The 21,741-nt window shown below is 69.8% G+C and carries 20 protein-coding genes; 8 read left to right on the plus strand and 12 right to left on the minus strand.

Annotation, left to right across the window (positions count from 1 at the left end):
- Positions 1–53 precede the first annotated feature (53 nt).
- From cls to E2170_RS07575, 3 genes are all read left to right on the plus strand, one after another.
- Entirely contained in the window at positions 54–1,502 is a 1,449-nt protein-coding gene (cls, locus tag E2170_RS07565) for a cardiolipin synthase (RefSeq protein ID WP_133000085.1), read from the plus strand.
- A 141-nt stretch (positions 1,503–1,643) separates the two neighbouring features.
- Complete coding sequence (locus E2170_RS07570) at positions 1,644–1,916, plus strand: hypothetical protein (protein ID WP_133000086.1); 273 nt, start codon at positions 1,644–1,646, stop codon at positions 1,914–1,916.
- A gap of 36 nt (positions 1,917–1,952) precedes the next feature.
- Entirely contained in the window at positions 1,953–2,693 is a 741-nt protein-coding gene (locus E2170_RS07575; protein WP_133000087.1) for a pyridoxine 5'-phosphate synthase, read from the plus strand.
- 325 nt (positions 2,694–3,018) lie between these two features.
- Here E2170_RS07575 and E2170_RS07580 read toward each other — a convergent pair whose 3' ends face one another.
- The 10 genes from E2170_RS07580 to dnaA all read right to left on the minus strand — a co-directional run bounded on the left by E2170_RS07580 (position 3,019) and on the right by dnaA (position 14,609).
- On the minus strand, positions 3,019–3,432 hold the full coding sequence (locus tag E2170_RS07580) for an ExbD/TolR family protein (RefSeq protein WP_133000088.1): 414 nt from the start codon (positions 3,430–3,432) through the stop codon (positions 3,019–3,021).
- A gap of 15 nt (positions 3,433–3,447) precedes the next feature.
- The gene (locus E2170_RS07585) at positions 3,448–3,873 is read right to left on the minus strand and encodes an ExbD/TolR family protein (protein ID WP_133000089.1); all 426 of its coding nucleotides are present in this window, start codon (positions 3,871–3,873) and stop codon (positions 3,448–3,450) included.
- 38 nt (positions 3,874–3,911) lie between these two features.
- Positions 3,912–4,658: a MotA/TolQ/ExbB proton channel family protein gene (locus E2170_RS07590; protein ID WP_133000090.1), complete on the minus strand. Its 747-nt coding sequence runs from the start codon at positions 4,656–4,658 to the stop codon at positions 3,912–3,914.
- A gap of 85 nt (positions 4,659–4,743) precedes the next feature.
- Positions 4,744–5,409 carry an energy transducer TonB gene (locus tag E2170_RS07595; protein ID WP_133000091.1) on the minus strand — a complete coding sequence of 222 codons (666 nt, stop codon included), beginning with the start codon at positions 5,407–5,409 and terminating at the stop codon, positions 4,744–4,746.
- Between the two features lie 144 nt (positions 5,410–5,553).
- Positions 5,554–6,774 carry a tetratricopeptide repeat protein gene (locus E2170_RS07600; RefSeq protein WP_133000092.1) on the minus strand — a complete coding sequence of 407 codons (1,221 nt, stop codon included), beginning with the start codon at positions 6,772–6,774 and terminating at the stop codon, positions 5,554–5,556.
- Between the two features lie 128 nt (positions 6,775–6,902).
- A complete protein-coding gene (locus E2170_RS07605; RefSeq protein ID WP_133000093.1) occupies positions 6,903–7,718 on the minus strand; it encodes a M48 family metallopeptidase in 816 nt (271 codons plus the stop codon).
- Positions 7,719–7,786: 68 nt separating this feature from the next.
- Positions 7,787–10,237 (minus strand): DNA topoisomerase (ATP-hydrolyzing) subunit B, encoded by a 2,451-nt coding sequence (gene gyrB, locus E2170_RS07610; protein ID WP_133000094.1) that lies wholly within the window; start codon positions 10,235–10,237, stop codon positions 7,787–7,789.
- A 524-nt stretch (positions 10,238–10,761) separates the two neighbouring features.
- Positions 10,762–11,841 carry a DNA replication/repair protein RecF gene (gene recF, locus E2170_RS07615; RefSeq protein WP_133000095.1) on the minus strand — a complete coding sequence of 360 codons (1,080 nt, stop codon included), beginning with the start codon at positions 11,839–11,841 and terminating at the stop codon, positions 10,762–10,764.
- Positions 11,842–11,914: 73 nt separating this feature from the next.
- Complete coding sequence (dnaN, locus tag E2170_RS07620; protein WP_133000096.1) at positions 11,915–13,015, minus strand: DNA polymerase III subunit beta; 1,101 nt, start codon at positions 13,013–13,015, stop codon at positions 11,915–11,917.
- A gap of 256 nt (positions 13,016–13,271) precedes the next feature.
- Positions 13,272–14,609 (minus strand): chromosomal replication initiator protein DnaA, encoded by a 1,338-nt coding sequence (gene dnaA / locus E2170_RS07625; RefSeq protein ID WP_133000097.1) that lies wholly within the window; start codon positions 14,607–14,609, stop codon positions 13,272–13,274.
- A 244-nt stretch (positions 14,610–14,853) separates the two neighbouring features.
- On the opposite strand from dnaA, the gene rpmH reads away from it, so the two are divergent.
- The 5 genes from rpmH to E2170_RS07650 all read left to right on the plus strand — a co-directional run bounded on the left by rpmH (position 14,854) and on the right by E2170_RS07650 (position 19,743).
- Positions 14,854–14,994, plus strand: coding sequence for a 50S ribosomal protein L34 (gene rpmH / locus E2170_RS07630; RefSeq protein ID WP_027083663.1), 141 nt, complete (start codon positions 14,854–14,856; stop codon positions 14,992–14,994).
- Complete coding sequence (gene rnpA / locus E2170_RS07635; RefSeq protein WP_425477844.1) at positions 14,994–15,461, plus strand: ribonuclease P protein component; 468 nt, start codon at positions 14,994–14,996, stop codon at positions 15,459–15,461. The genes rpmH and rnpA overlap by 1 nt, the downstream gene beginning before the upstream one ends.
- A 13-nt stretch (positions 15,462–15,474) precedes the next feature.
- Positions 15,475–17,226, plus strand: a complete 1,752-nt coding sequence (gene yidC / locus E2170_RS07640) for a membrane protein insertase YidC (protein WP_133000099.1) — start codon at positions 15,475–15,477, stop codon at positions 17,224–17,226.
- A gap of 33 nt (positions 17,227–17,259) precedes the next feature.
- Positions 17,260–18,606 carry a tRNA uridine-5-carboxymethylaminomethyl(34) synthesis GTPase MnmE gene (gene mnmE, locus E2170_RS07645; protein WP_133000100.1) on the plus strand — a complete coding sequence of 449 codons (1,347 nt, stop codon included), beginning with the start codon at positions 17,260–17,262 and terminating at the stop codon, positions 18,604–18,606.
- 99 nt (positions 18,607–18,705) lie between these two features.
- The gene (locus E2170_RS07650; protein WP_133000101.1) at positions 18,706–19,743 is read left to right on the plus strand and encodes an energy transducer TonB; all 1,038 of its coding nucleotides are present in this window, start codon (positions 18,706–18,708) and stop codon (positions 19,741–19,743) included.
- A 72-nt stretch (positions 19,744–19,815) separates the two neighbouring features.
- On the opposite strand, the gene E2170_RS07655 is transcribed toward E2170_RS07650, so the two are convergent.
- Together E2170_RS07655 and E2170_RS07660 are read right to left on the minus strand one after the other, a co-directional pair.
- Entirely contained in the window at positions 19,816–20,997 is a 1,182-nt protein-coding gene (locus E2170_RS07655; RefSeq protein WP_133000102.1) for an ABC transporter permease, read from the minus strand.
- Entirely contained in the window at positions 20,994–21,740 is a 747-nt protein-coding gene (locus tag E2170_RS07660) for an ABC transporter ATP-binding protein (protein WP_133000103.1), read from the minus strand. The genes E2170_RS07655 and E2170_RS07660 overlap by 4 nt, the downstream gene beginning before the upstream one ends.
- Position 21,741: the final 1 nt, after the last annotated feature.

The raw sequence follows: 21,741 nt of genomic DNA on the forward strand, positions 1-21,741 counted from the left end.
CCGGATAGCCTACGCCCACGCCGTCGCAGCCCGCGCGACGCAGGGGAAACCTTCTGGACGTGCTGCGCGAAGCCTGGCAGGGCCTGTGGTCGATCCCGAACCTCGGCGCCTGGCTGCTGGCGGCCTGGGCCGCCTACCTGCTGCTGCTCGGCGGCTGGATCATCCTGCAGAAGCGCGAGCCGGTGGCCACGCTCAGCTGGCTGCTGGGCCTGGCGCTGCTGCCCTACCTGGGCTTCTTCGTCTACCACGTGTTCGGGCCGCAGCGGATCCATCGCCAGCGCCTGCGCCGCGCGCGCAGCCGGGCCTCCCTGCAGCACGAGCCCGAAGCCCCCGACCCCGCCCACGCCGACGCCGCCGAACTCGCCCGCCTGGGCGCGGCCACCACCGGGCTGCCGCCCTCGAGCGCGCGCGAGGTCCGCCTGCTGGTCGACGGCGCGGCCAAGTACCAGGCGCTGCTGGCTGACATCGGCGCGGCCACGAAGCACGTGCACCTGGAGTACTACATCTACGAGCCCGACCGCACCGGCACCGCCCTGCGCGACGCCCTGGTCGAACGCGCCCGCGCCGGCGTGCAGGTGCGGTTGCTGGTGGACGCCATCGGTTCCGGCCGCGCGCGGCGCTTCTTCGGCCCGCTGCTGGAGGCCGGCGGCGAGCTGGCCTGGTTCCACCCGATGCGCTTCGGCCAGTTCTGGCGCCGGCCCTGGGCCAACCTGCGCACCCACCGCAAGATCGTCGTCATCGACGGTACGGTTGCTTACACCGGCGGCATGAACGTCACCGACGAACAGGACGAGCGCCTGGGTGATACCGCCTACCGCGACCTGCACCTGCGCCTGGAAGGCGACGTCGTGCGCCGGCTGCAGCTGGTGTTCTGCGAGGACTGGGCCTATGCCACCGGCGACCGCGACTTCCTCTCCTGCGTCGTCCGCGACACGCCGGTGGAACCCGCGCCCGGACCGGTGCGGGCGCAGGTGCTGGTCTCGGGACCGGATTCGCCCTGGGAAGCGATCCACCGCATGCACGTCTCCGCGATCCAGGCAGCGAAGAAGCGCGTGTGGATGACCACGCCCTACTTCGTGCCCGGCGAGGCGGCGATGATGGCCCTGACCTCGGCCGCGCTGGCCGGCCTGGACGTGCGCCTGCTGGTGCCGCGCGACAGCGATTCGAAGCTGGTGACGCTGGCCGCGCGCTCCTACTTCGGGCAGCTGCTGGTGGCCGGGGTGAAGGTCTACGAGTACGGGCCGCGCATGCTGCACAGCAAGACCCTGCTGGTGGACGACGAGCTGGCGCTGATCGGCAGCGCCAATTTCGACCACCGCAGCTTCCGCCTCAACTTCGAGGTCTCGGTGCTGTTCGACGATCCCGGCATCGCGGACCAGCTGGCCACGCTGATCGAGGGCGAACTCGCGCACGCGCCGCGGGTGCAGCGCGGCCGCCGCCGGCCCCTGCTGCGGGCGCGCCTGCCCGAGGCGTTGGCCCGGTTGATGTCGCCGCTGCTCTAGGCGGATCCCGACGCGATACTGCCCGCGGTTCGCCGGGCGACGTCCGGACTGTGACCAGCGGCGCCCAGCCACCGCCGGGCGGCCACGCGCCCACCCTGCCGGCCGGGCTAGACTGCGTTTTCGTCCACGTGGAGACCTCACATGCCCTGGCTGTTCCTGCTCCTGGCCGCGGGTGCCTTCGCGGTGGCCTTGAATGCTTCGTCGATGGCCCTGGTCGTGCTCTGCCTTCTCGTGGCCCTGGGCAGCATCATCGCCTGGGTGCTGGGCCTGCTCGCCCAGCGCATGGGCAACCAGGCACGCGACGACAGCATGATGCTCGACCCGCTCGAGCTGAAGCGGCTGCGTGAAGAGGCCGAAGCCCGCCGTGCCGCCGCCGGCGCCGACGTGCAGGCCGCGGAGCCGCCCCAGGGCTGAGCCGCGCGCACCGTCGACGGCGGTATGCTGCCGCCCATGACCCGACTCAGCGTCAACCTCAACAAGATCGCCGTGCTGCGCAACTCGCGCGGCGGCGCCGAACCCGACCTGCTGCGTGCCGCCCGCACCTGCCTGGACGCCGGCGCCCACGGCCTGACCCTGCATCCCCGCCCCGATGCGCGCCACGCCCGCGCCGACGACGTCATGGCCCTGGCCGCGCTGGCGGCCGAACGCGGCGTCGAGCTCAACCTCGAAGGCAACCCCTTCGCCGCACCGCGTCCGGGCTACCCCGGTTTCATCGCCCTGTGCCGGGAAGCCCGGCCGGCCCAGGCCACCCTGGTGCCGGACGATGACGGCCAGATCACCTCGGACCACGGCTTCGACTTCGCGCGCGACCGCGAACTTCTGGCGCCGCTGATCGCCGAACTGCGCGACCTGGGCTGCCGCGTCAGCCTGTTCGCCGACGCCGGCAGCGAGGTCGAGGCCGCAGCAGCAGCCGGCGCCGACCGCATCGAGATCTACACCGGCCCCTACGCTGAAGCCCACCATGCCGGCGACGCCAGCGCGGCCCTGGCCGCCTGCGCCGACACCGCCCGCCGCGCGGCCGCCGCCGGCCTCGGCGTCAACGCCGGCCACGACCTGAGCCAGGCCAACCTCCGCGACTTCCTCGCCGCCGTCCCCGGCATCGAAGAAGTTTCCATCGGCCATGCCCTCATCGCCGAATCCCTCTACGAAGGACTCTCCGCTACCGTCGGCCGTTATCTCGCATTGCTGTAGTTCCGGAAGAGCAAGAGATCTGCCACGGATTTGCGCGGATTACGCGGATTTGGTTGAGGCGAGCTTGGGGTTCAGGCCTCTAGCACGACAACTCGCCGAAGCCAGGTCAGCAAAAGAGCCTGTGCAGCGCGCAGTCCCTGTAGTGGCGTCAGCCCCCTGTAGTGGCCTCAGCCCGATCCGCGTAATCCGCGCAAATCCGTGGCAAAAAGAGCTCTTCCTCGTCCCCACAAAAAAAGCGCCGCCCATGTAGGGCGGCGCAAGAAAGCAAGCGTGTTGTTGTCCCGGGGCGCGCTGCAGGCGACGCCGCGGGCGGGTCTTGCAAGAATCAGTTCCGGACGAAACCGATCTTCATCATCTGTGCGTTCTTCGCTTCGGCCAGCACCTTGGCCAGCACGCCGTAATCGGCCTCGGCATTGACGTCGATCTGCAGCGTCGGCTGGTTGTTCGGATCGCGCTGGACCTCGCTTTCCATCATGTTGCGCAGCGCCGACACCGGGGTCGGGCTGTCGTTCCAGAACACCTGGCCGCCGGCGTCGATGCGGAGCTTGATCGGCTCCGGCGGATCCACCGGATTCACCGGCGGATTGGTGGAACGCTGCGGCAGGTCGATGTCGATCGGATACGACAGCTGCGGCGCGGTGACCATGAAGATGATGAGCAGCACCAGCATCACGTCGCAGAGCGGAATGATGTTGATGTCGGCCATCGGGCCTTCACCGGAATTGGACGAAAAAGCCATGCTGCTAACTCCGGGTCAGTTGCTTTCGCGGGTGGCGACGAAGCCGACCTTGCGCATGCCTGAGGCCTGCGCGAGGTCGACGACCTCCTTCACCATCCCGTACTTCGTGGTCTTGTCCGCGCGGACGTTGACCGGGGGCTGGGGGGTCTTCTGTGCCTCGACGGCCAGCGAGCTCTCCAGGAGCTGGAGGGTCACCGGCTGGTCGTTGAGGAAGATGTCGCCGTTGTCGGTCACCGCGACGGTGATCGGCAGGGCGGGCGGCGCCGTGTCGGGCCGCTCGTCCAGGTTGGCCTGCGGGAGCTCGACCTTGACCTTGTGGGCCATGAGCGGCGCCGTGACCATGAAGATGATCAGCAACACCAGCATCACGTCGACCAGCGGCACGATGTTGATCGTGGCGTTGACCTTGTCATGGCCGCTACTGCTTGAACTGAAAGCCATGTCGGTTTCTCCCTACGTACCAGGCCGTTGCCGACGGATCAGCGCTTCTGCTCGCCGACGCGCGAGCCGGTGGCGAAGAAGTCGTGCAGGTCGTGCGCGAAGGTGTCGAGCTTGTTGTTCACGCCGCGGTTGAGGCGGACGAAGAAGTTGTAGCCCAGCACCGCCGGGATCGCGACGCCCAGACCGATGGCGGTCATGATCAGCGCCTCACCCACCGGACCGGCCACCGCGCCGATGTCGGCCTGGCCGCTGGCGCCGATGCGGATCAGGGCGCGGTAGATGCCCCACACGGTACCGAGCAGGCCGACGAACGGCGCGGTCGAACCGACGGTGGCGAGCACGGTCAGGCCGGCCTCGAGCTTCAGCGACTCGCGGGTCACGCCCTGGCGCAGCGCGCGGTCGACGAACTCGGAGCGGTTGAGCGACTCGACCAGGCGCGAACCTTCGTGGCGCTGGTGGTGGGCCGCGGCCTGGGCGGCATCGAGCGCGATCTTGGAGAAGGGCTCGCCGCGCGATTCCTCTTCCATGGCGCGGATCGCGTCCTGGGCGTTCTGGGTTTCCCAGAAGGTGTTGATCACGCGATCCGAGCTGCTGCGCAGACGCATGTGCTTGATGGCATTGAAGATGATCCAGTAGATCGACATGGCCGACATGACCAGGAGGGTGATGAGCACCACCCAGCCGACCGCGTCCATGTGTTGGATCATGTCCGCGAAGCCCATCTGCTGGAGCGCAGCGGCGTTGCTGCCTCCGGCGGCGGGGACGTTAGTGGTTTCCTGCAGCATGACGCTTACCTTCTAGATGTTGTGGTGTTGGGTAAAGGGTGTAGCGGGCACAGCGGGTGTTGCAAAGACGTTGGAGGCGCGCTCGTCAGAGGACGAAGTCGACCGGGACGCGAACGCGGCCGGCGACGGCGACACCGTCGCGCATCTCGGGGTTGAAGCGCCAGCGGCGGGCGGCATCGATCGCGGCACGGTCGAGGTCGCGGTTGCGGCTGGACTTCTCGACCGACACGTTGGTCACGTTGCCCGAGGCGTCGACGTCCACGACCAGGACCACCTGGCCGGTGATGCCCGCGCGCAGGGCCGCCGGCGGGTACTTCGGCGGGTTCATGCTGCGCGACGAGGGATCGACGCTGGCACCGATGTTGGCGACCGGGGCCGGCGGCGCCGGCGGGGCCGGCGGCGGGGCCGGGGTGTCCATCGGCGACGGGTCGTCGAAGACCACCGGCGGCTCTTCCGGCGGCGGCGGCAGCGGCGTCGGGGTCGGCGGCGTCAGCTCCCTGATCGGCTGCGGCTCCGGCGGCTTCGGCGGCGGCGGCGGCGGCGGCGGGGGCGGCGGCGGCGGCTCGATGATCACCACGCGGGTGACCTGCTCTTCTTCCTGTGCGGCGCCGGGCGGATTGACCGGCGCCAGCAGGAGCAGGACAGCGGCGGCGTGGAAGGCCACCACCATGGTGAAGCCGGCGATACGCGCCCAGTTGAGACCCTCGTCCTGGTCGTTGTTCCGGTCAAGGGTCGTGGCGTGCTGCGTCATGCGGGGAACTCGATTCTGGCCGGGCGGCAAGCGCCCCGAATGTTGTCTGGATCCGCGCTGGTGTGTTCAGCGCGGGAATTTCCAAGCTTATACCAACTTAGCCGGGCAGTACCACCGCGCGCCGGCATCAATAGGAGGCCTGTTTCAGCGGGCGAGCAGCTTCCTGGCCTCTTCCGGGTTCGGCAGCCCCTTGTCAAGGGCCTTCTGCGCGGCGGCCTTGGACTCGGCGTCGCGGCCCTCGTTGGCCAGCACCTTGGCGAGGTTCAGCCAGGTGCCGCCGTCTTCGTCCAGCGGCGCGGCCTTGCCATAGAACTCGATCGCCTTGTCGTACTGGTCGGTGAAGTAGTACGCCTGCGCGAGCGAGGAGTAGGTCCGGTGGTCGCCCTTCAGGACGCCCTTGTCCAGGCCCTCGTTGAGCACCTCGATGGCCTTGGCCTCGCCGTTGTCGGAGTTGAGGTAGAGCGCCGACAGGTTGCTGTAGTCGCGCTCATCGGTGAGTTCGCCGGCCGAGCGCAGGCGCTCGTAGACCGCGATCGCGTTCGGGTAGTCGTCGGCCTGCAGGTACACGTTGGCCAGATTGAGCTGGGCGCGCTTGTCGTCCGGCGTCTTCGCGGCGACCTGTTCGGCCAGCGCGGTGGCCTCGGAGCCGCGGCCGCTCTCGGCGTAGGAGGCCATCAGCAGCTGGTTCCAGTCGGCTCGAGCCTCCGGATTGCCCTTGACCACGGGCTCCAGCGCAGCGATGGCTTCGTCGTAGCGCTCCAGCCGGTACAGGGCGTTGCCGCGCAGCACCTGCACTTCGGCCTTGTCGGTCTTCGTCTCGTTGACCAGGCGGTCGAGGGTGGCCAGGCCGCCGGCGTAGTCATCGTCCTGCATCTGCAGCTGGGCCAGGGCCAGCATCGACCCGTAGTGATCGTTGTTGCCCAGACCGTCGAGCTCGATGGCCTCGCGCAGGAGGTTCCTGGCGCGATCGTTGTCGGTGTCGATCAGGAGATCGGCAAGCAGGCGCAGGGTGATGGCGCGCTCGTAGGCGTTGGCCTTGTCGTTCTCCAGGATGTCCTTGGCCGCGGCCTCGGCGGCAGCCAGGTCGCCTTCCTGCTGCGCCGCGGACACCTTGTTGATGCGCGGACCCAGGCGCGAGCTGGAGCGCAGACCCGGCTCCTTGCGCGTGGCGTCGGGATATTCCTCGGCCGCGGCGCCCTTGCGGGTGTCCTTCTCACCACCCTCGAGGGCGGCCTGGCGGGCGGCGCGGCGCTCGGCGGCGCGCTCGGCTGCGGTCTGCGCGAAGGCGTCGGCGGCAGGGCCCAGGGCGAGCACACCGGCGATCGCGGCGACGAGGAGGTGGCGTTGGATACTGGATGCGGACATGGGGACCTCGGATGCAGTGCATCTGGTGGCCGGAGCCGGCAGATGCGCGGGGGTGCCAAAACTAACAGAACAAGGTGCGTTGGCGCGACCGGGCCATTCGGCCATTGCGCCGGGGGCGCGGTGATGGTTCAGCCGCAGGCGGGACGGCGACCGGCGGCGCGCGCCTGCTCCCAGGTGGGCACCAGGTCGGTCGCACGCTGCTGCAGTTCGCCGATGCGGGCGCTGGGATCGGGGTGGGTGGACAGCCACTGCGGCGGCCGGCTGCCGCCGCTTGCGGCGATCATGTTCTGCCACAGGTTGACCGCCTGGCGCGGGTCGAAGCCGGCCTCGGCCGCCAGCCGCTGGCCGACCACGTCGGCCTCGGTCTCCTGGGCCCGTGAACCCGGCAGCAGGAAGGCCGCCTGCAGCGCGGCGCCGCCGAGCTGGTTGGTGGTCTGGGTGGCGCCGTCGCCGTAGCGCGAGCCGACCAGGGCGCCGACCACGCCCAGACCGGCCTGGGCGCCCATCTGGCGGGTGATGCGCTCGTCGTGGTGATTGGCGATCACGTGCCCGATCTCGTGCGCGATCACCGCCGCCAGCTGGTCCTGGTTCTTCGCCACCGTGAAGATGCCGGTGTACACGCCGACCTTGCCGCCGGGCAACGCGAAGGCATTGGGGTTGTCGTCGACGAACACCGCCGACTCCCAGGCGATCTGGCGCTGCGCCGCCGGCAGCTGGGCCACCACCGCGCGCACCACGCAGTCGACGTAGCGCTTCTGGGCGGCGTTGCCGGTCTGCTGCATCTTGGCCTTCTGCTCGGTGAAGGCCTGGGCGCCCATCTGGTTGAGCTGTTCCTGCGACACCGCGCCCACGTACTGGGTGCGGCCGGTCGGCGAGGTGGTGGTCGCGCACGCGGCCACGGCCAGGGTGGCGGCGATCGCGGCGGCAATCGGGAGAATCCTCATGGCGGCGTCCTTGTTGGTCTGCGGATGTTGTAGACGCCGCCGGCTGAAGGCGGCGTCAAGCCGCCCATTCAGACGTCGAGGTTGGACACCCTCAGGGCGTTGTCCTCGATGAAGGCGCGGCGCGGTTCGACCACGTCGCCCATGAGGGTGCTGAAGATCTGGTCGGAGGCCACTGCGTCTTCGATCGTCACCTGCAGCAGGCGGCGGGTCTCCGGGTTGACCGTGGTGTCCCAGAGCTGCTCGGGATTCATCTCGCCCAGGCCCTTGAAGCGCTGGATCTGGCGACCCTTCTTGGCCTCCTCCAGCAGCCAGGCCTGGGCCTGGGCAAAGCTGGTGACCGGCTGCGCGCGGTTGCCGCGGACGATCTGCGCGCCCTCGCGCACCAGGCCGTGCAGCAGCGCGGCGGCGTCGCGCAGGGCGCGCAGCTCGCCGCCCTCGAAGGCCGAGAACGGCAGCACCTGTACCGCGTCCACGCCCATGTGGCGGCGCTTCACCACCAGCGCGGGGCCGGCGGTGGCGGTGGCCGGCTGGAACTCCAGGGCGTAGCGCGGCTTGCCGAGCCCGGACTCGTTGAGACGCTTCTCCAGCTGGTCGAGCTCGTGGCGCTCATCGACGTTGCCGGCCAGGGCCTCGGCATCCAGCGGGGTGAAGTCGACCAGCGCACCCAGCACTTCGGGGTCGTAGCGCCAGGCGTTGCGGGCGATGGTGTCGCGGGCGCCGGCATAGGCCAGCAGCAGCTTCTCCAGCGCCTCGCCGGTGATCGGCGGTTCGCCGGTGGCCGGCACCAGGCTGGCGCCCTCGACGGCGTTGCCGGCGAGGTAGGCATCCAGCGCCGCATCATCCTTCAGGTACAGCTCGGTCTTGCCCTGCTTGATCTTGTACAGCGGCGGCAGGCCGATGTAGACGTGGCCGCGCTCGATCAGCTCCGGCATCTGCCGGTAGAAGAAGGTCAGCAGCAGGGTGCGGATGTGGGCGCCGTCGACGTCGGCGTCGGTCATGATGATGATGCGGTGGTAGCGCAGCTTGTCGGGGTTGTACTCGTCCTTGCCGATGCCGGTGCCCAGCGCGGTGATCAGGGTGCCGACTTCCGCCGAGGACAGCATGCGGTCGAAGCGCGCGCGCTCGACGTTGAGGATTTTGCCGCGTAGCGGCAGCACCGCCTGGTTCTTGCGGTTGCGGCCCTGCTTGGCCGAGCCGCCGGCCGAGTCGCCCTCGACGATGAAGAGTTCGGACAGCGCCGGATCCTTCTCCTGGCAGTCGGCCAGCTTGCCGGGGAGCCCTGCGATGTCCAGCGCGCCCTTGCGGCGGGTCAGGTCGCGGGCCTTGCGCGCGGCCTCGCGGGCGCGGGCGGCATCGACGATCTTGCCGGCGATGGCGCGGGCCTCGTTCGGGTTCTCCTGCAGGAATTCCTCGAGCCGGGCGCCGAAGGTGTGCTCCACCACTGGTCTCACGTCCGATGAGACAAGCTTTTCCTTGGTCTGCGAGGAGAAGCTGGGATCGGGCACCTTCACCGACAGCACCGCGATCATGCCCTCGCGCATGTCGTCGCCGGACAGGTTGACCTTGGCCTGCTTGGCGATGCCGCTCTGCTCGATGTAGTTGGCCAGGGTGCGCGTGAGCGCGGCGCGGAAGCCCTGCAGGTGGGTGCCGCCGTCCTTCTGCGGGATGTTGTTGGTGAAGCAGAACATGGTCTCCTGGTACGAGTCCGTCCACTGCAGCGCCACGTCCACGGTGATGCCGTTCTCCTCGCCCGCCACCGCGATCACCTTCGGGTGCAGCGGGGTCTTCACCTGCGCCAGGTGCTCGACGAAGGAGCGGATGCCGCCTTCGTACTGGAACACGTCGCGGCGCGACTCGCCGCGCTCGTCGGCGAGCGTGATCTTCACGCCGGAGTTGAGGAAGGACAGCTCGCGCAGGCGGCGCGCGAGCACGTCGTAGTGGAACTCGACGTCGCTGAAGATCTCCGCGGCGGGCTTGAAGCGCAGCGTGGTGCCGCGGCGGCCCTCGGAGGGGCCCAGCTCCTTCAGCGGATACAGGGGCTCGCCCAGCGAGTACTCCTGGCGGTGGTGGCCACCGTCGCGCCAGATGTCGAGCCACAGGTGCTCGCTGAGCGCGTTGACCACCGACACGCCCACGCCGTGCAGGCCGCCGGAGACCTTGTAGCTGTTGTCGTCGAACTTGCCGCCGGCGTGCAGCACGGTGAGGATCACCTCGGCCGCCGAGACGTTCTCTTCCTTGTGGATGTCGACCGGGATGCCGCGGCCGTTGTCGGACACCGAGACCGAGCCGTCCTCGTGGATGGTCACCGTGATGTCGTCGGCGTGGCCGGCCAGGGCCTCGTCGATCGAGTTGTCCACGACCTCGAACACCATGTGGTGCAGGCCGGTGCCGTCGTGCACGTCGCCGATGTACATGCCCGGGCGCTTGCGGACAGCCTCGAGGCCGCGCAGGACGGTGATCTTGCTGGAGTCGTAGCCGGTGTTGGCGGTCTCGGGGGTGCTGCCGGTGTCTTCGGTCATCGAGAGGATTCTGGCCGTTGGAATCGCCCCGCAACGGCCCGCGCGGCGACGCCGGCGCACGACACATTACTTATAGGGGCCTGAGCCGTCGATTATAGCATTCCAGGCCACTTGGCAAGGCCTGCGTTCGTGGTGGGCTGGGCTGGGGCGGGAAAAGATTTTTGCCACGGATGAACGCGGATGGGCGCGGATTTGCACGGATAGAGCAGAGAAGAAAGAAAGAGCCAGAGCTTTTGCCACGGATTTGCGCGGATTACGCGGATCGGGCCGAGGCCAGTGCTGACACCACGCGCCGCACGGGATTTTTGTCTGGACAGCTTCCCGCGAGTTGTCCTGTAAAGGCCCTACCCTTCAATCCCGCCCCGGCCAGATCCGCGTAATCCGCGCAAATCCGTGGCTGAAAAGCCTTTCCGCTCTTCCTGCTTTTTCTGCTTTATCTGTGCAAATCCGCGCCCATCCGCGTTCATCCGTGGCAAAAGGCTCTTCCGGCAGGTTCCACGTGGAACGCAGCCCAACAGCCTGGCTCAGCCCTGGCCCGAGGTCACGATGCCCTGTTCCACGTGGAACAGGGTCAGTGGGGCGTCTGTCTGCAGGGGTTCGGTGCCGCTGATGAAGGCCTGCGCCGGAGTTCCGGCCAGGAAGGCCAGTACGCGCTCGCGGTGGGGGGCGTCCAGTTCGGAAGCGAGGTCGTCCAGGGTGATGACGGGCCAGTCGCCCCGCTCCGCCGCACAGTCGGCGGCCTGGGCGAACAGGCAGGACAGGGCGGCAAGCTTGGCCTGGCCGCGGGACAGGGCTTCGCCCCCCCCTTTTTCCGACAGCCGCAGCCCCCAGTCGGCGCGGTGCGGGCCGACGCTGGTGTGGCCCAGCGTGCGGTCGCGGTCGCGGGCCACGGCCAGTGCGTCGGCCAGGGACAGGCTGGACTGGCGCCAGCCGGGCTCGAATTCCAGCAGGGCCTGCCCCAGTGACGGCGCCAGTGCGGCCATGACCGGCTCCAGGCGCTCCTGCAGGCGATCCAGGTAGAGGGCGCGGCGACGGGTCAGCTCCTCGCCGGCGGTGGCCAGTTCGTGGTCCCAGGCCGAGATCTGGCCCAGTCCGGCGCCGGACTTGAGCAAGGCGTTGCGCTGCTTCAGGGCCCTCGAATAGCGGCGCCAGACCGGAAGGAAGCCCTGTTCCACGTGGAACAGGCCCCAGTCGACGAAGCGTCGGCGCGGTTCGCCACCACCCGAAACCAGGGCGTGGCTGCCGGGCTCGAAGGTCACGACCATGAAGGCGGCGCAGAGCTCACCCAGGTGATCGACCGCTTCGCCGTCGATCCGGGCCTGCCACTGGCCGCCGGCGTGGCGCAGACCGGCCCGATGGTGACCATCCCGGCCTTCGCGCTCCCATTCGGCGAACACCTCCACCGCGTCGCGCCCGGTCCGCACCAGGCCATCGCGCACGCGGCCGCGGAAGCTGCGCCCGTAGGCCAGCAGGTGCAGGCCCTCGAGCACGCTGGTCTTGCCCGCCCCGTTCGGCCCCACCAGCAGGTTCAGGCCCGGCCCCGGGCGCAGCGCGACCTCGGCCAGGTTGCGCAGGTCGCGCAGCTCCAGGCGGGTCAGGCGCACCGCGTCCGCCCCGGAAAAGCAGAACGCCCGGGCGATCCCGGGCGTTCGCGTTCCACGTGGAACCCCGAGGGGATCACAGCCGCAGCGGCATCACGACATGGCGCGACCGGGCGTTGGCGGCCTCGCGCACCAGGGCGGAGGAGTTGGCGTCGCGCAGCGCCAGGATCACGGTTTCGTCGCGCAGCGCGCCCAGCGCGTCCAGCAGGTAGTTGACGTTGAAACCAACCGCCAGGCCATCGACCGAGGTGTCGGCCTCGACTTCTTCCTGGGCTTCTTCCTGCTCGGGGTTGTGAGCGCTGATCTTGAGTTGGCCCGGGGACACCTCGATGCGCACGCCGCGGTACTTCTCGTTGGACAGGATCGCCGCGCGCTGCAGCGAGGCCCGCAGCACCTCGCGGTCGATCTTGACCTCGCGGTCGGCGCCGATCGGGATCACGGCCTCGTAGTCGGGGAAACGGCCGTCGATCAGCTTGCTGGTGAAGGTGACATCGTCGCGCTTCACGCGGATATGGTTGCGGCCCATTTCCAGCTCGAGCACGCGGTCGCCGCCTTCGAGCAGGCGCTGCAGCTCGGTCACGCCCTTGCGCGGGACGATGATCTGGCGCTTGGCCTGGCTGCCGACATCCAGCTCGGCCTCGCACAGCGCCAGGCGGTGGCCGTCGGTGGCCACGCAGCGCAGGCGGTGGTCGCCGAGGTCGAAGAGCAGGCCGTTGAGGTAGTAGCGCACGTCCTGCTGGGCCATGGCGAACGCGGTGCGCTCGATCAGCTCCTTCAGGGCCGCTTCCGGCACCTCGACGCGCTCGGTCGCCTCGACCTCGTCGATCGACGGGAAGTCGTTGGCCGGCAGGCTGGCCAGGGTGAAGCGGCTGCGGCCGGCCTGGACCGTGATCTTGTCGCCGGCCTGGCTGACGGTGACCTTGCTGCCGTCGGGCAGGGCGCGAACGATGTCGAACAGCTTGCGCGCGGGAATCGTGACCTCGCCGTCCTGGGCGTCGTCGACGGCGCAGCGCGCGACCATTTCGACCTCGAGGTCGGTACCGGTCAGCGACAGCTGGCCGTCCTTGACCAGGGCCAGCAGGTTTGCGAGCACCGGCAGGGTCTGCCGGCGTTCGACCACGTTGACGACCTGCGCCAACGGCTTGAGGAAGGCTTCTCGCTGCAGACTGAAACGCATGCCGGTGTTGTCCCCTTGGCCCTGGCTCTTGAATTGGATAAATACTAAAAGCGGTGGTGGTGGTGTCCGGAAATCCGGTGGAAAATAAACTTAAATCACTGATTTAAAACGATATTATTGAGCTACAACCCCGTGGACAAGCCTGCTGCCAGCGGTGGGAGAAGCTGTGGACAACTTTCGGGCCCGGCCGGGGCATGGCAGTTGTCCACAGGTTTTCCCGGTGCCGTCCACTGGGTTGGCCACCGGCGGGACGACCTCATTCGCTGAGCTTGCGGATGAGCTTGTCCCAGTCCTCGCGGAGCTTGCCGTCGGTCAGCGCCAGGGCGCGGATCTGCCGGCAGGCATGCAGGACCGTGGTGTGGTCCCGTCCGTCGAAGGCTTCCCCGATCGCGGGCAGGCTGTGGTCGGTGAGTTCCTTGGCCAGCGCCATCGCCATCTGGCGCGGGCGGGCCAGCGAACGCGTCCGCTTCTTGCCCAGCAAATCCTTGATCTGGAGTCCGTAGTAGTCTGCCACGGTCTTCTGGATATTGGGGATGCTGATCGCCGCCTGCTGCGCGCGGAGCAGGTCGCGCAGGGTTTCCTGCGCGAACTCGGGCGTGATCGCGCGGCCGGTGAAGTTGGCCTGGGCCGACAGCGTGTTCAGCGCCCCCTCGAGTTCACGCACGTTCGAGGGAATCTTCTTCGCGAGCAGGAACGCGACCTCCTCGGGGATATGGGTGTCGCGCTCGCGTGCCTTGGCCAGCACGATCGCGGCCCGCGTCTCGAAATCGGGCGGATCGATCGCCACCGGGAGCCCGGAGGCCAGGCGCGACTTCAGCCGCGGCTCGAGGCCCTCGACTTCGCGGGGAAAGCGGTCGCTGGTCATGATGATCTGCTGCCGGCCCTCGAACAGCGCATTGAAGGTGTGGAAGAACTCTTCCTGGGTGCGGTCCTTGCCGGCGAAGAACTGGATGTCGTCGATCAGCAGCGCGTCGAGCTTCTGGAACTGGCGCTTGAACTGGTCGGCGGTGCGCTCCTGCAGGGAACGGAAGAACGCGCTGTAAAAGTCGTTGGAGCGCATGTACAGCACCCGTGCGCCCGGGTTGTTGCGGCGCATCTCGTTGCCGGCGGCGAACATCAGGTGGGTCTTGCCCAGACCGGTGCCGCCGTACAGCAGCAGCGGGTTGTGGGCGCGGTCGCCGGGCTTCTGCGCGGCCTGCCAGGCGGCGGCGCGGCCGAGCTGGTTGCTGCGCCCCTCGACGAAGTTGTCGAAGGTGTAGTGGCTGTCCAGGTTGCCGTGGAAGGCGGCGGCGCTGGCCGCGTTCGACGCCGCGGTGGCCGCGGCCGTGGCCGGCGCGCGCTGCGGCGCGGGTGTGGCCGGGGGCAGGGAGCCGATCTCCAGCGAGACATCGCTGCTGCCGCCGAAATGCCCCAGCAGCTCGCGGATGCGCGGCATGTAGCGCTCATGCACCGCGTCGCGGATGAAGACGTTGGGTGCGTACAGCACCGTGCCGTCCTCGCGGCGAGCCGCCTGCAGGGGCTTGAGCCACATGTGGACATCCTCGGCCGGCAGTTCGGCTTCCAGGCGTTCGAGGCAGCGGGGCCAGGCATCCATGTTGGGGTTCGACATACCGACAGCGGGACCTGCCGCGCGGCGTGGCCGGGCCACGTGCGGCGGGGCGGGGAAAAGGGGGTAGCCAGCCTACCATCGCACCCCGCGGACTGCGCGCCGGCGGTCGCGGCGGCGATGGGCAGGGAAGGGCGCCGGGGCGGGGCAGGGGGGCTGGATTTGACCGGCCCACAGGAGCGGCCTACAATCGCCGGTTCTTTCCGCTGCGTCACCGCCCAGAGCAACCGTCATGGCCACCAAGCGCACCTACCAGCCCAGCAACCTCAAGCGCAAGCGCGACCACGGCTTCCGTGCCCGCATGGCGACCGCCGACGGCCGCAAGATCCTTGCCCGCCGCCGCGCCAAGGGCCGCAAGCGCCTGACCGCCTGATGCCGCCGGGCGGACCGACTGCCGGCCGCCCCGTCGCGAACCGCATTTCCATGGACCGCCGCTTGCCCCGCCAAGCGCGCGTACGCGTGCGCGCGGACTTCGACCGCGTGTTCGGCGAGGGTCGCCGCACCGGCACCCCGTTGCTCGCCCTGCACCTGCTCCGCGACGGCCAGCCCGCGCGCCTGGGCCTGGCGGTCTCGCGCAAGGTCGATCGCCGCGCCGTCGGCCGCAACCGCATCAAGCGCGCGCTGCGCGAGGAGTTTCGCGCCCTGCGTGCCGCCCTGCCGCCCGCCGCCTACGTGGTCGTCGCGCGCCCCGCGGCGGCCGGCGCGACCCGCGTGGCGCTGCGCGCCGCCTTCCACGACGCCCTGCGCCGCGCCGGCGCGTTGCCCGCGCCGGACCCGACCGGCACAATGCCCGACTCCCCGCACCTCCCCGTCCTGACGCCGCGTTCCGCCGGCGAATGAGCCTGCCTGCCCGATGAACCAGACCCGTACCTTCCTGATCTTCGCCTGGCTGATGGTGGCGACCCTCCTGTGGATGGAGTGGGGCAAGGAGCAGCGGGAGCCGGCCACGACCGCCGCGGCCACGATCGAAGCCGTCGCCGCCGATCCGGCCGCCGCGATCCCGGGCGCACCGGCCGCCGATGCCGCCGCCACCGTGCCGGGCGCCGTGCCAGCGGCGCCGCAGGCTGCGCCGCTGCCGGGCGTCGCCGCGCCGTCAGCCGCGCCGGCCGCCGGCCTGGTACAGGTGCGCACCGACGTCCTCGACCTCGCCCTGCGCGGCGGCGCGGTCGCGCGCGCCGACCTGGTGCAGTTCCCGCAGACCCGCGACGAGGGCAGCGCCCCGGTGCGCCTGTTCGACGACAACCCGGCCACCTTCTATGCCGCGCAGAGCGGCTGGGTCAGCCAGTCCAGCGCCGCGCCCAGCCACGAGTCGGGCTTCGTGCCGGAGTCGGCGGCGACGCAGTACGTGATGCCCGCCGACGCCGACACCCTCGAGGTGCCCTTCGTCTGGCACGGTGCCGACGGCGTCAGCATCCGCCGCAGCTACGTGTTCACCCGCGGCAGCTACGCCATCGAGGTCCGCGACACCGTCTACAACAAGAGCCCGTCGCTGTGGCAGGGCCATGCCTACCGCCAGCTGGTGCGCCTGCCGCAGGCGCTCAAGACCGGCTGGACCAACCCCGAGTCCTTCAGCCTGTACGGCGCCACTTGGTTCAGCCCGGGCCAGGGTTACGAACGCGTGCGCTATTCCGACTTCGCCGACGAGGGCCCGGTCAACGTCCGCCAGACCGGCGGCTGGCTGGCCATGCTCCAGCACCACTTCTTCAGCGCCTGGATCCCGGCGGCGACCGACGAGGTCACCGTCTCGCTGCACACCATGCCCGGTGCCGGTGGCGCGCAGCAGTACCTGATCCGCGAAGTCGGCCCCGGCCTGGCGGTGGCGCCCGGCGACCAGGCCAGCACCAGCGCGCGCCTGTGGGTCGGCCCGAAGCTGGTCGGCCAGATCAAGGCGCAGCAGGTACCCAACCTTGATCGCGCGGTCGATTACAGCCGCTTCTCGGTCTTCGCCGTGCTCGGCGAGTGGCTGTTCTGGATCCTCGACAAGCTCCACGGCCTGTTCCAGAACTGGGGCTGGTCGATCATCGGCCTGGTGGTGGTGGTCAAGGGCATCATGTACCCGCTGTCGAAGGCGCAGTACCAGTCGATGGCGAAGATGCGCAAGTTCCAGCCGCGCATCCAGCAGCTCAAGGAGCGCTACGGCGACGACAAGCAGAAGTTCCAGGTCGCCATGATGGAGCTGTACAAGAAGGAGAAGATCAATCCCGTCGGCGGCTGCCTGCCGGTGCTGCTGCAGATGCCGATCTGGCTGGCGCTGTACTGGGTGCTGCTGGAGTCCGTCGAGCTGCGCCACGCGCCGTGGATCGGCTGGATCCAGGACCTGACCGCGCGCGACCCGTATTTCATCCTGCCGGTGCTCAACATCCTGGTGATGTGGGCCACGCAGAAGCTCACGCCCATGGTCGGCATGGATCCGATGCAGCAGAAGATGATGCAGCTGATGCCGCTGGTCTTCGGCGTGTTCATGATCTTCTTCCCCTCGGGCCTGGTGCTGTACTGGGTGACCAACGGCGCGCTCGGCCTGCTGCAGCAGTGGTGGCTGATCCGCCGCTACGCGGAAAAGCCCGATGCTGGCGACAAGCCCGCGAAGGCCGTTTCGAAAGGCTGAGGCGGGCGGCTGCGTCCGCGCGTGCGCGCCTTGATGACCGGCACCGGGAACGACACCATCGTCGCCGTCGCCACTGCGCCCGGCAGCGGCGGCGTCGGCATCGTCCGGCTCTCGGGCCCCGCGGCAGCCGCCATCGCGCGCGAGGTCTGCGGCGGGCGGGCGCTGCGTCCGCGGCATGCCCACCACGTTCGCTTCCTTGATGCCGCCGGCGAGGCCATCGACGACGGCATCGCGCTGCTGTTCGCGGCGCCGGCCAGCTACACCGGCGAGGACGTGGCTGAACTGCAGGGCCACGGCAGCCCGGTGTTGCTGCAGGCGATCGTCGCGCGCTGCTGCGCGCTGGGCGCGCGGATGGCGCGGCCGGGCGAGTTCACCGAGCGCGCCTTCGTCAACGGCCGCCTCGACCTCGCCCAGGCCGAAGCGGTGGCCGACCTGATCGCTGCCGCCGACCTGACCGCCGCCCGCGCCGCCCGGCGCTCGCTGGACGGCGATTTCTCGCGGCGCGTCGAAGCACTGGCCGACGAACTGCTCGCCATCCGCGTGCACGTCGAGGCCGCGATCGATTTCGCCGACGAGCCGCTGGACACGCTGGGCGGTACCGAGCTGGCCACGCGGCTGCAGCGTGCCCGCGCGGACCTGGCCGCGCTGCTGGCCGCCGCCGACCGCGGCCGCCGCCTGCGCGACGGCCTGCACGCGGTGATCGTCGGCCCGCCCAACGCCGGCAAGAGTTCGCTGCTCAATGCCCTGGCCGGCGCCGAGCGCGCCATCGTCACCGACGTCGCCGGCACCACCCGCGACCTGCTGCGCGAGACCCTGCACGTCGACGGTGCCGAGCTGACCCTGGTCGACACCGCCGGCCTGCGCGCCGAAGGCGACGCCATCGAGCGCGAGGGCATGCGCCGCGCGCGCGGGGAGCTGGCGCGCGCGGGACTGGCGATCGCCGTGCTCGATGCGCGCGATCCCGCCGCCGGCCGCGCCGCGCTGGCCGGCGACCTCGACGGCCTGCCGCAGGTGCTGTGGCTGCACAACAAGGCCGACCTGCTGCCGCCCGATGCGCCACCGCCACCGGAGGGCGAGCTGCGCGTGTCCGCGGTGACGGGGCAGGGCATGGACGCGCTGCACGTGCGCCTGCACGCGCTGGTGACCGGCGGCGGCGAATCCGGCGGTGGCGAGTTCACCGCGCGGGCGCGCCACGTCGATGCGCTGCGCCGCGCCGCGGCCTCGCTCGAGGCCGCAACCGCGGCGCTGGCCGGCGAGGCACTGGATCTCGCCGCCGAACTACTTCGTGACGCCCATCACAGCCTGGGCGACATCACCGGCCGGGTCAGCGCCGACGCGCTGCTCGGACACATCTTCTCCAGCTTCTGCATCGGCAAATGAATGCGGGCGGGAGAAGGTGTCAGGGTGTTGACAAACGGGCTCGCGTGTCGCGTCCTAGGCACACGTGCGTTTCCGCACACCAGGGGGAGTAACCAAACGATGTCCGTGAACAACCAACTGCCCACGTGGCGGGCCCTGCCTCGGCTGGCCCTTGCGGCGGCCCTGATCCTCGCCATCGCCGCCTGCGGCAAGGACGATGCCGCGCAGCAGGGCGATACCGCTGCCGCCGGCAGCCCGGCCGAGTCGGCCGCCGCAGCATCCGAAGCCGCCGCCGAACAGGCCGCGGCGCAGGCCAACGCACTGGCCGAACTCAGCGTGGACGAACTGCGCGAGCGCGGCCGGACCGCCTACGCCGAGAGCCGCCTCTACGCACCGGCCGGCGACAACGCGCTGGAGTACTACCTCGCGCTGCGCGAGAAGTCGCCCGGCGACGCCGCGGTGGCGAGTGCGCTGACCGACCTGATGCCGATGCTGGTGATCGCGACCGAGCAGGCGCGTGACCGCGAGGACTTCGAGGAATCGCGCCGCCTGGCCGCCCTGGTCGCGCGCGCCGACGCCAACCACCCGGCCCTGCAGCGCCTGACCGCATCGATCGACAGTGCCGACGAGACCGCGCAGCGCCGCGTTGCCCAGCAGGCCCTGAGCGCCGAGCAGGAGGCCGAGCGCCAGCGCCAGCTGGCGGAAGAGCGCGAACGCACCCAGGCCGAGCAGCAGCGCCAGGCCGCCGAGCAGCTGGCCCAGCAGCAGGTCGCCGAACGCGAGGCCGCCGAGCGTGCCGAGGCCGAGCGCGTGGCCGCGGAGCAGCGTGCGGCCGAACAGCGCGCCGCCGAGCAGCGCCAGGCCCAGCAGGCCGCCGCGACGCCGGCACCCGCGGCCGCGGCACCCACGCTGCGCCCGCTGAGCACTCCGGCGCCGCGCTATCCGGTCGAGGCGCTGCGCGCGTCGCAGTCGGGCGAAGTCCAGGTCGAGTTCACGGTCGCACCCGACGGCAGCGTCAGCGACGCCCGCGTGGTGCGGGCCAACCCGGCCCGGGTTTTTGATCGCGAGGCTGTGGCGGCGGTCCGCCGCTGGCGCTTCGAGCCGGTATCCGAGCCGGTCACCACTCGCCGCACCATCGCCTTCAACCCGGGCGGCTGAGGCCGCCCCGGAGGCAGGAAAAAGAAGCCCGGCCATTGGCCGGACTTCTTCGTTTCGGCGGGGTCGCGATGCTCAGGCCGAGATCGCCAGCTTCTCGCGGTGGTACAGGCGCGCGGCGATCAGCCACAGCACCAGGCCGAGGCCGAAGCCGGCGCCGAGGTACACCGCCCACTCCACCGGTGCCACCCACTCGCCGCGGATGATCTTCAGCAGCATCTGGTTCTGGCCCAGGAACGGCACCGCGAACTGCCACAGCTGGTTCTTTACCGGATTCACCAGCAGCACGATCGTGGGGATGATCGGCAGCAGCATCAGCACGCTCATGTAGCTCTGCGCTTCCTTTACCGACTTCACGCTGGCCGCGATCAGGGTCAGCAGGGTGGTGCCGATCAGCACGAGGGGCAGCAGCACCAGCAGCAGCTGCAGCATCATCTGCCCCGAGACCTTCACCAGCTGCATGGATGGCGGCGCCACGGCGAAGCTCACCTTGAAGGCGATCACGATCAGGGCCAGGCCCAGCATCCCGAACAGGCAGGCGGCCAGGATCTTTCCGCTCATGATCGCGCTGCGCGACACCGGCGTCGCCAGCAGGGGCTCGAGCGACTGGCGCTCGCGTTCGCCGGCGGTGATGTCGATCACCAGGTAGGCCCCGCCCAGGAAGGCGCTCAGGATCAGCAGGTAGGGCAGGAGCGCCAGCATCATGCCGCGCCGGGATTCCGGCGTGGACACATCGCGCGGCGCGGCCAGCACCGAGATCGCGGCCTCCGGGCTGACGCCGCGGCTGATCATGCGCAGCGAGCCCACCTGACGTCCGTATTCGGCCAGCGCCGTGCGTACCCGCTGCACCGGGATGCGGGAGTCCTGGCGCGAGGAGTCGTAGAGGATCTCCACCGGCGCCATGCGGCTGTCGCGCCACAGTTCGGCGTAGTCGGGCGGGATGCGCAGCACCACGTCGAACGCCTGTTCGCGCAGCTGACGTTCGGCATCGACCGGAGGATCGATCGCCTTGATGTCGCGAGTGTGCAGGTAGCGCACCAGGTTGGGCGCGTGCTCGGCGCCGATCACCGGCACGTCGAGCACCGATTCCAGCTGGACCCGTGCCCGGCTTTCGGCCAGCGAGCCCATGCCAAGAACCAGCAGCGGGAACAGCAAGGGACCCATCAGCAGGCTGAGCATCACCGTGCGCCGGTCGCGGAACAGGTCGAGCAGCTCCTTCCACGCGACCGTCCATACCACGTTGTTGAACAGGCTCATGCGGACAGGCCCTCCTCGGTGCCGATCAGTTTGACGAACGCGTCCTCGAGGTTGTCCTCGCCCGACTGCGCGCGCAGTTCATCCGGCGTGCCGTGGGCGCGCACCTCGCCCCCGGCGATGATCACGATGCGATCGCACAGCGCCGCGACCTCCTGCATGATGTGGCTGCTGAAGATCACGCAATGCCCCTGGGCACGCAACTGCTGCAGGAAACCGCGCAGGCCGCGGGTGGTCATCACGTCCAGGCCGTTGGTGGGTTCGTCCAGGATCACGTTCCGCGGCGCGTGTACCAGCGCGCGCGCGATCGCGGTCTTGGTGCGCTGGCCCTGCGAGAAGCCCTCGGTCTGGCGGTCCAGGAAGTCCTCCATGCCCAGGGTGCGGGACAGCTCGTCGACGCGCGCGGCGATGGTGGATTCGTCCAGGCCATGCAGGCGGCCGAAATAGGCGATGTTCTCGCGCGCGGTCAGGCGCTTGTAGACGCCGCGCGCGTCGGGAAGCACGCCGAGGCTGCGGCGCACGGCGGTGGCGTCACGGGCGACGTCCATGCCGTCCACGCGCACCGAACCGCGGTCCGGCGACATCAGGGTGTAGAGCATGCGCAGGGTGGTGGTCTTGCCGGCACCGTTGGGGCCCAGCAGGCCGGTGATCTCGCCGTCGCGCGCGGTGAAGCCCACCCCGCGCACCGCGTGCACCGGGCCGGCCTTCGCCTTGAAGGACTTGTGCAGGTCGTTGACTTCGATCATC

The organism is Luteimonas arsenica (assembly GCF_004352825.1).
In the GTDB taxonomy this organism is placed as follows: domain Bacteria; phylum Pseudomonadota; class Gammaproteobacteria; order Xanthomonadales; family Xanthomonadaceae; genus Luteimonas; species Luteimonas arsenica.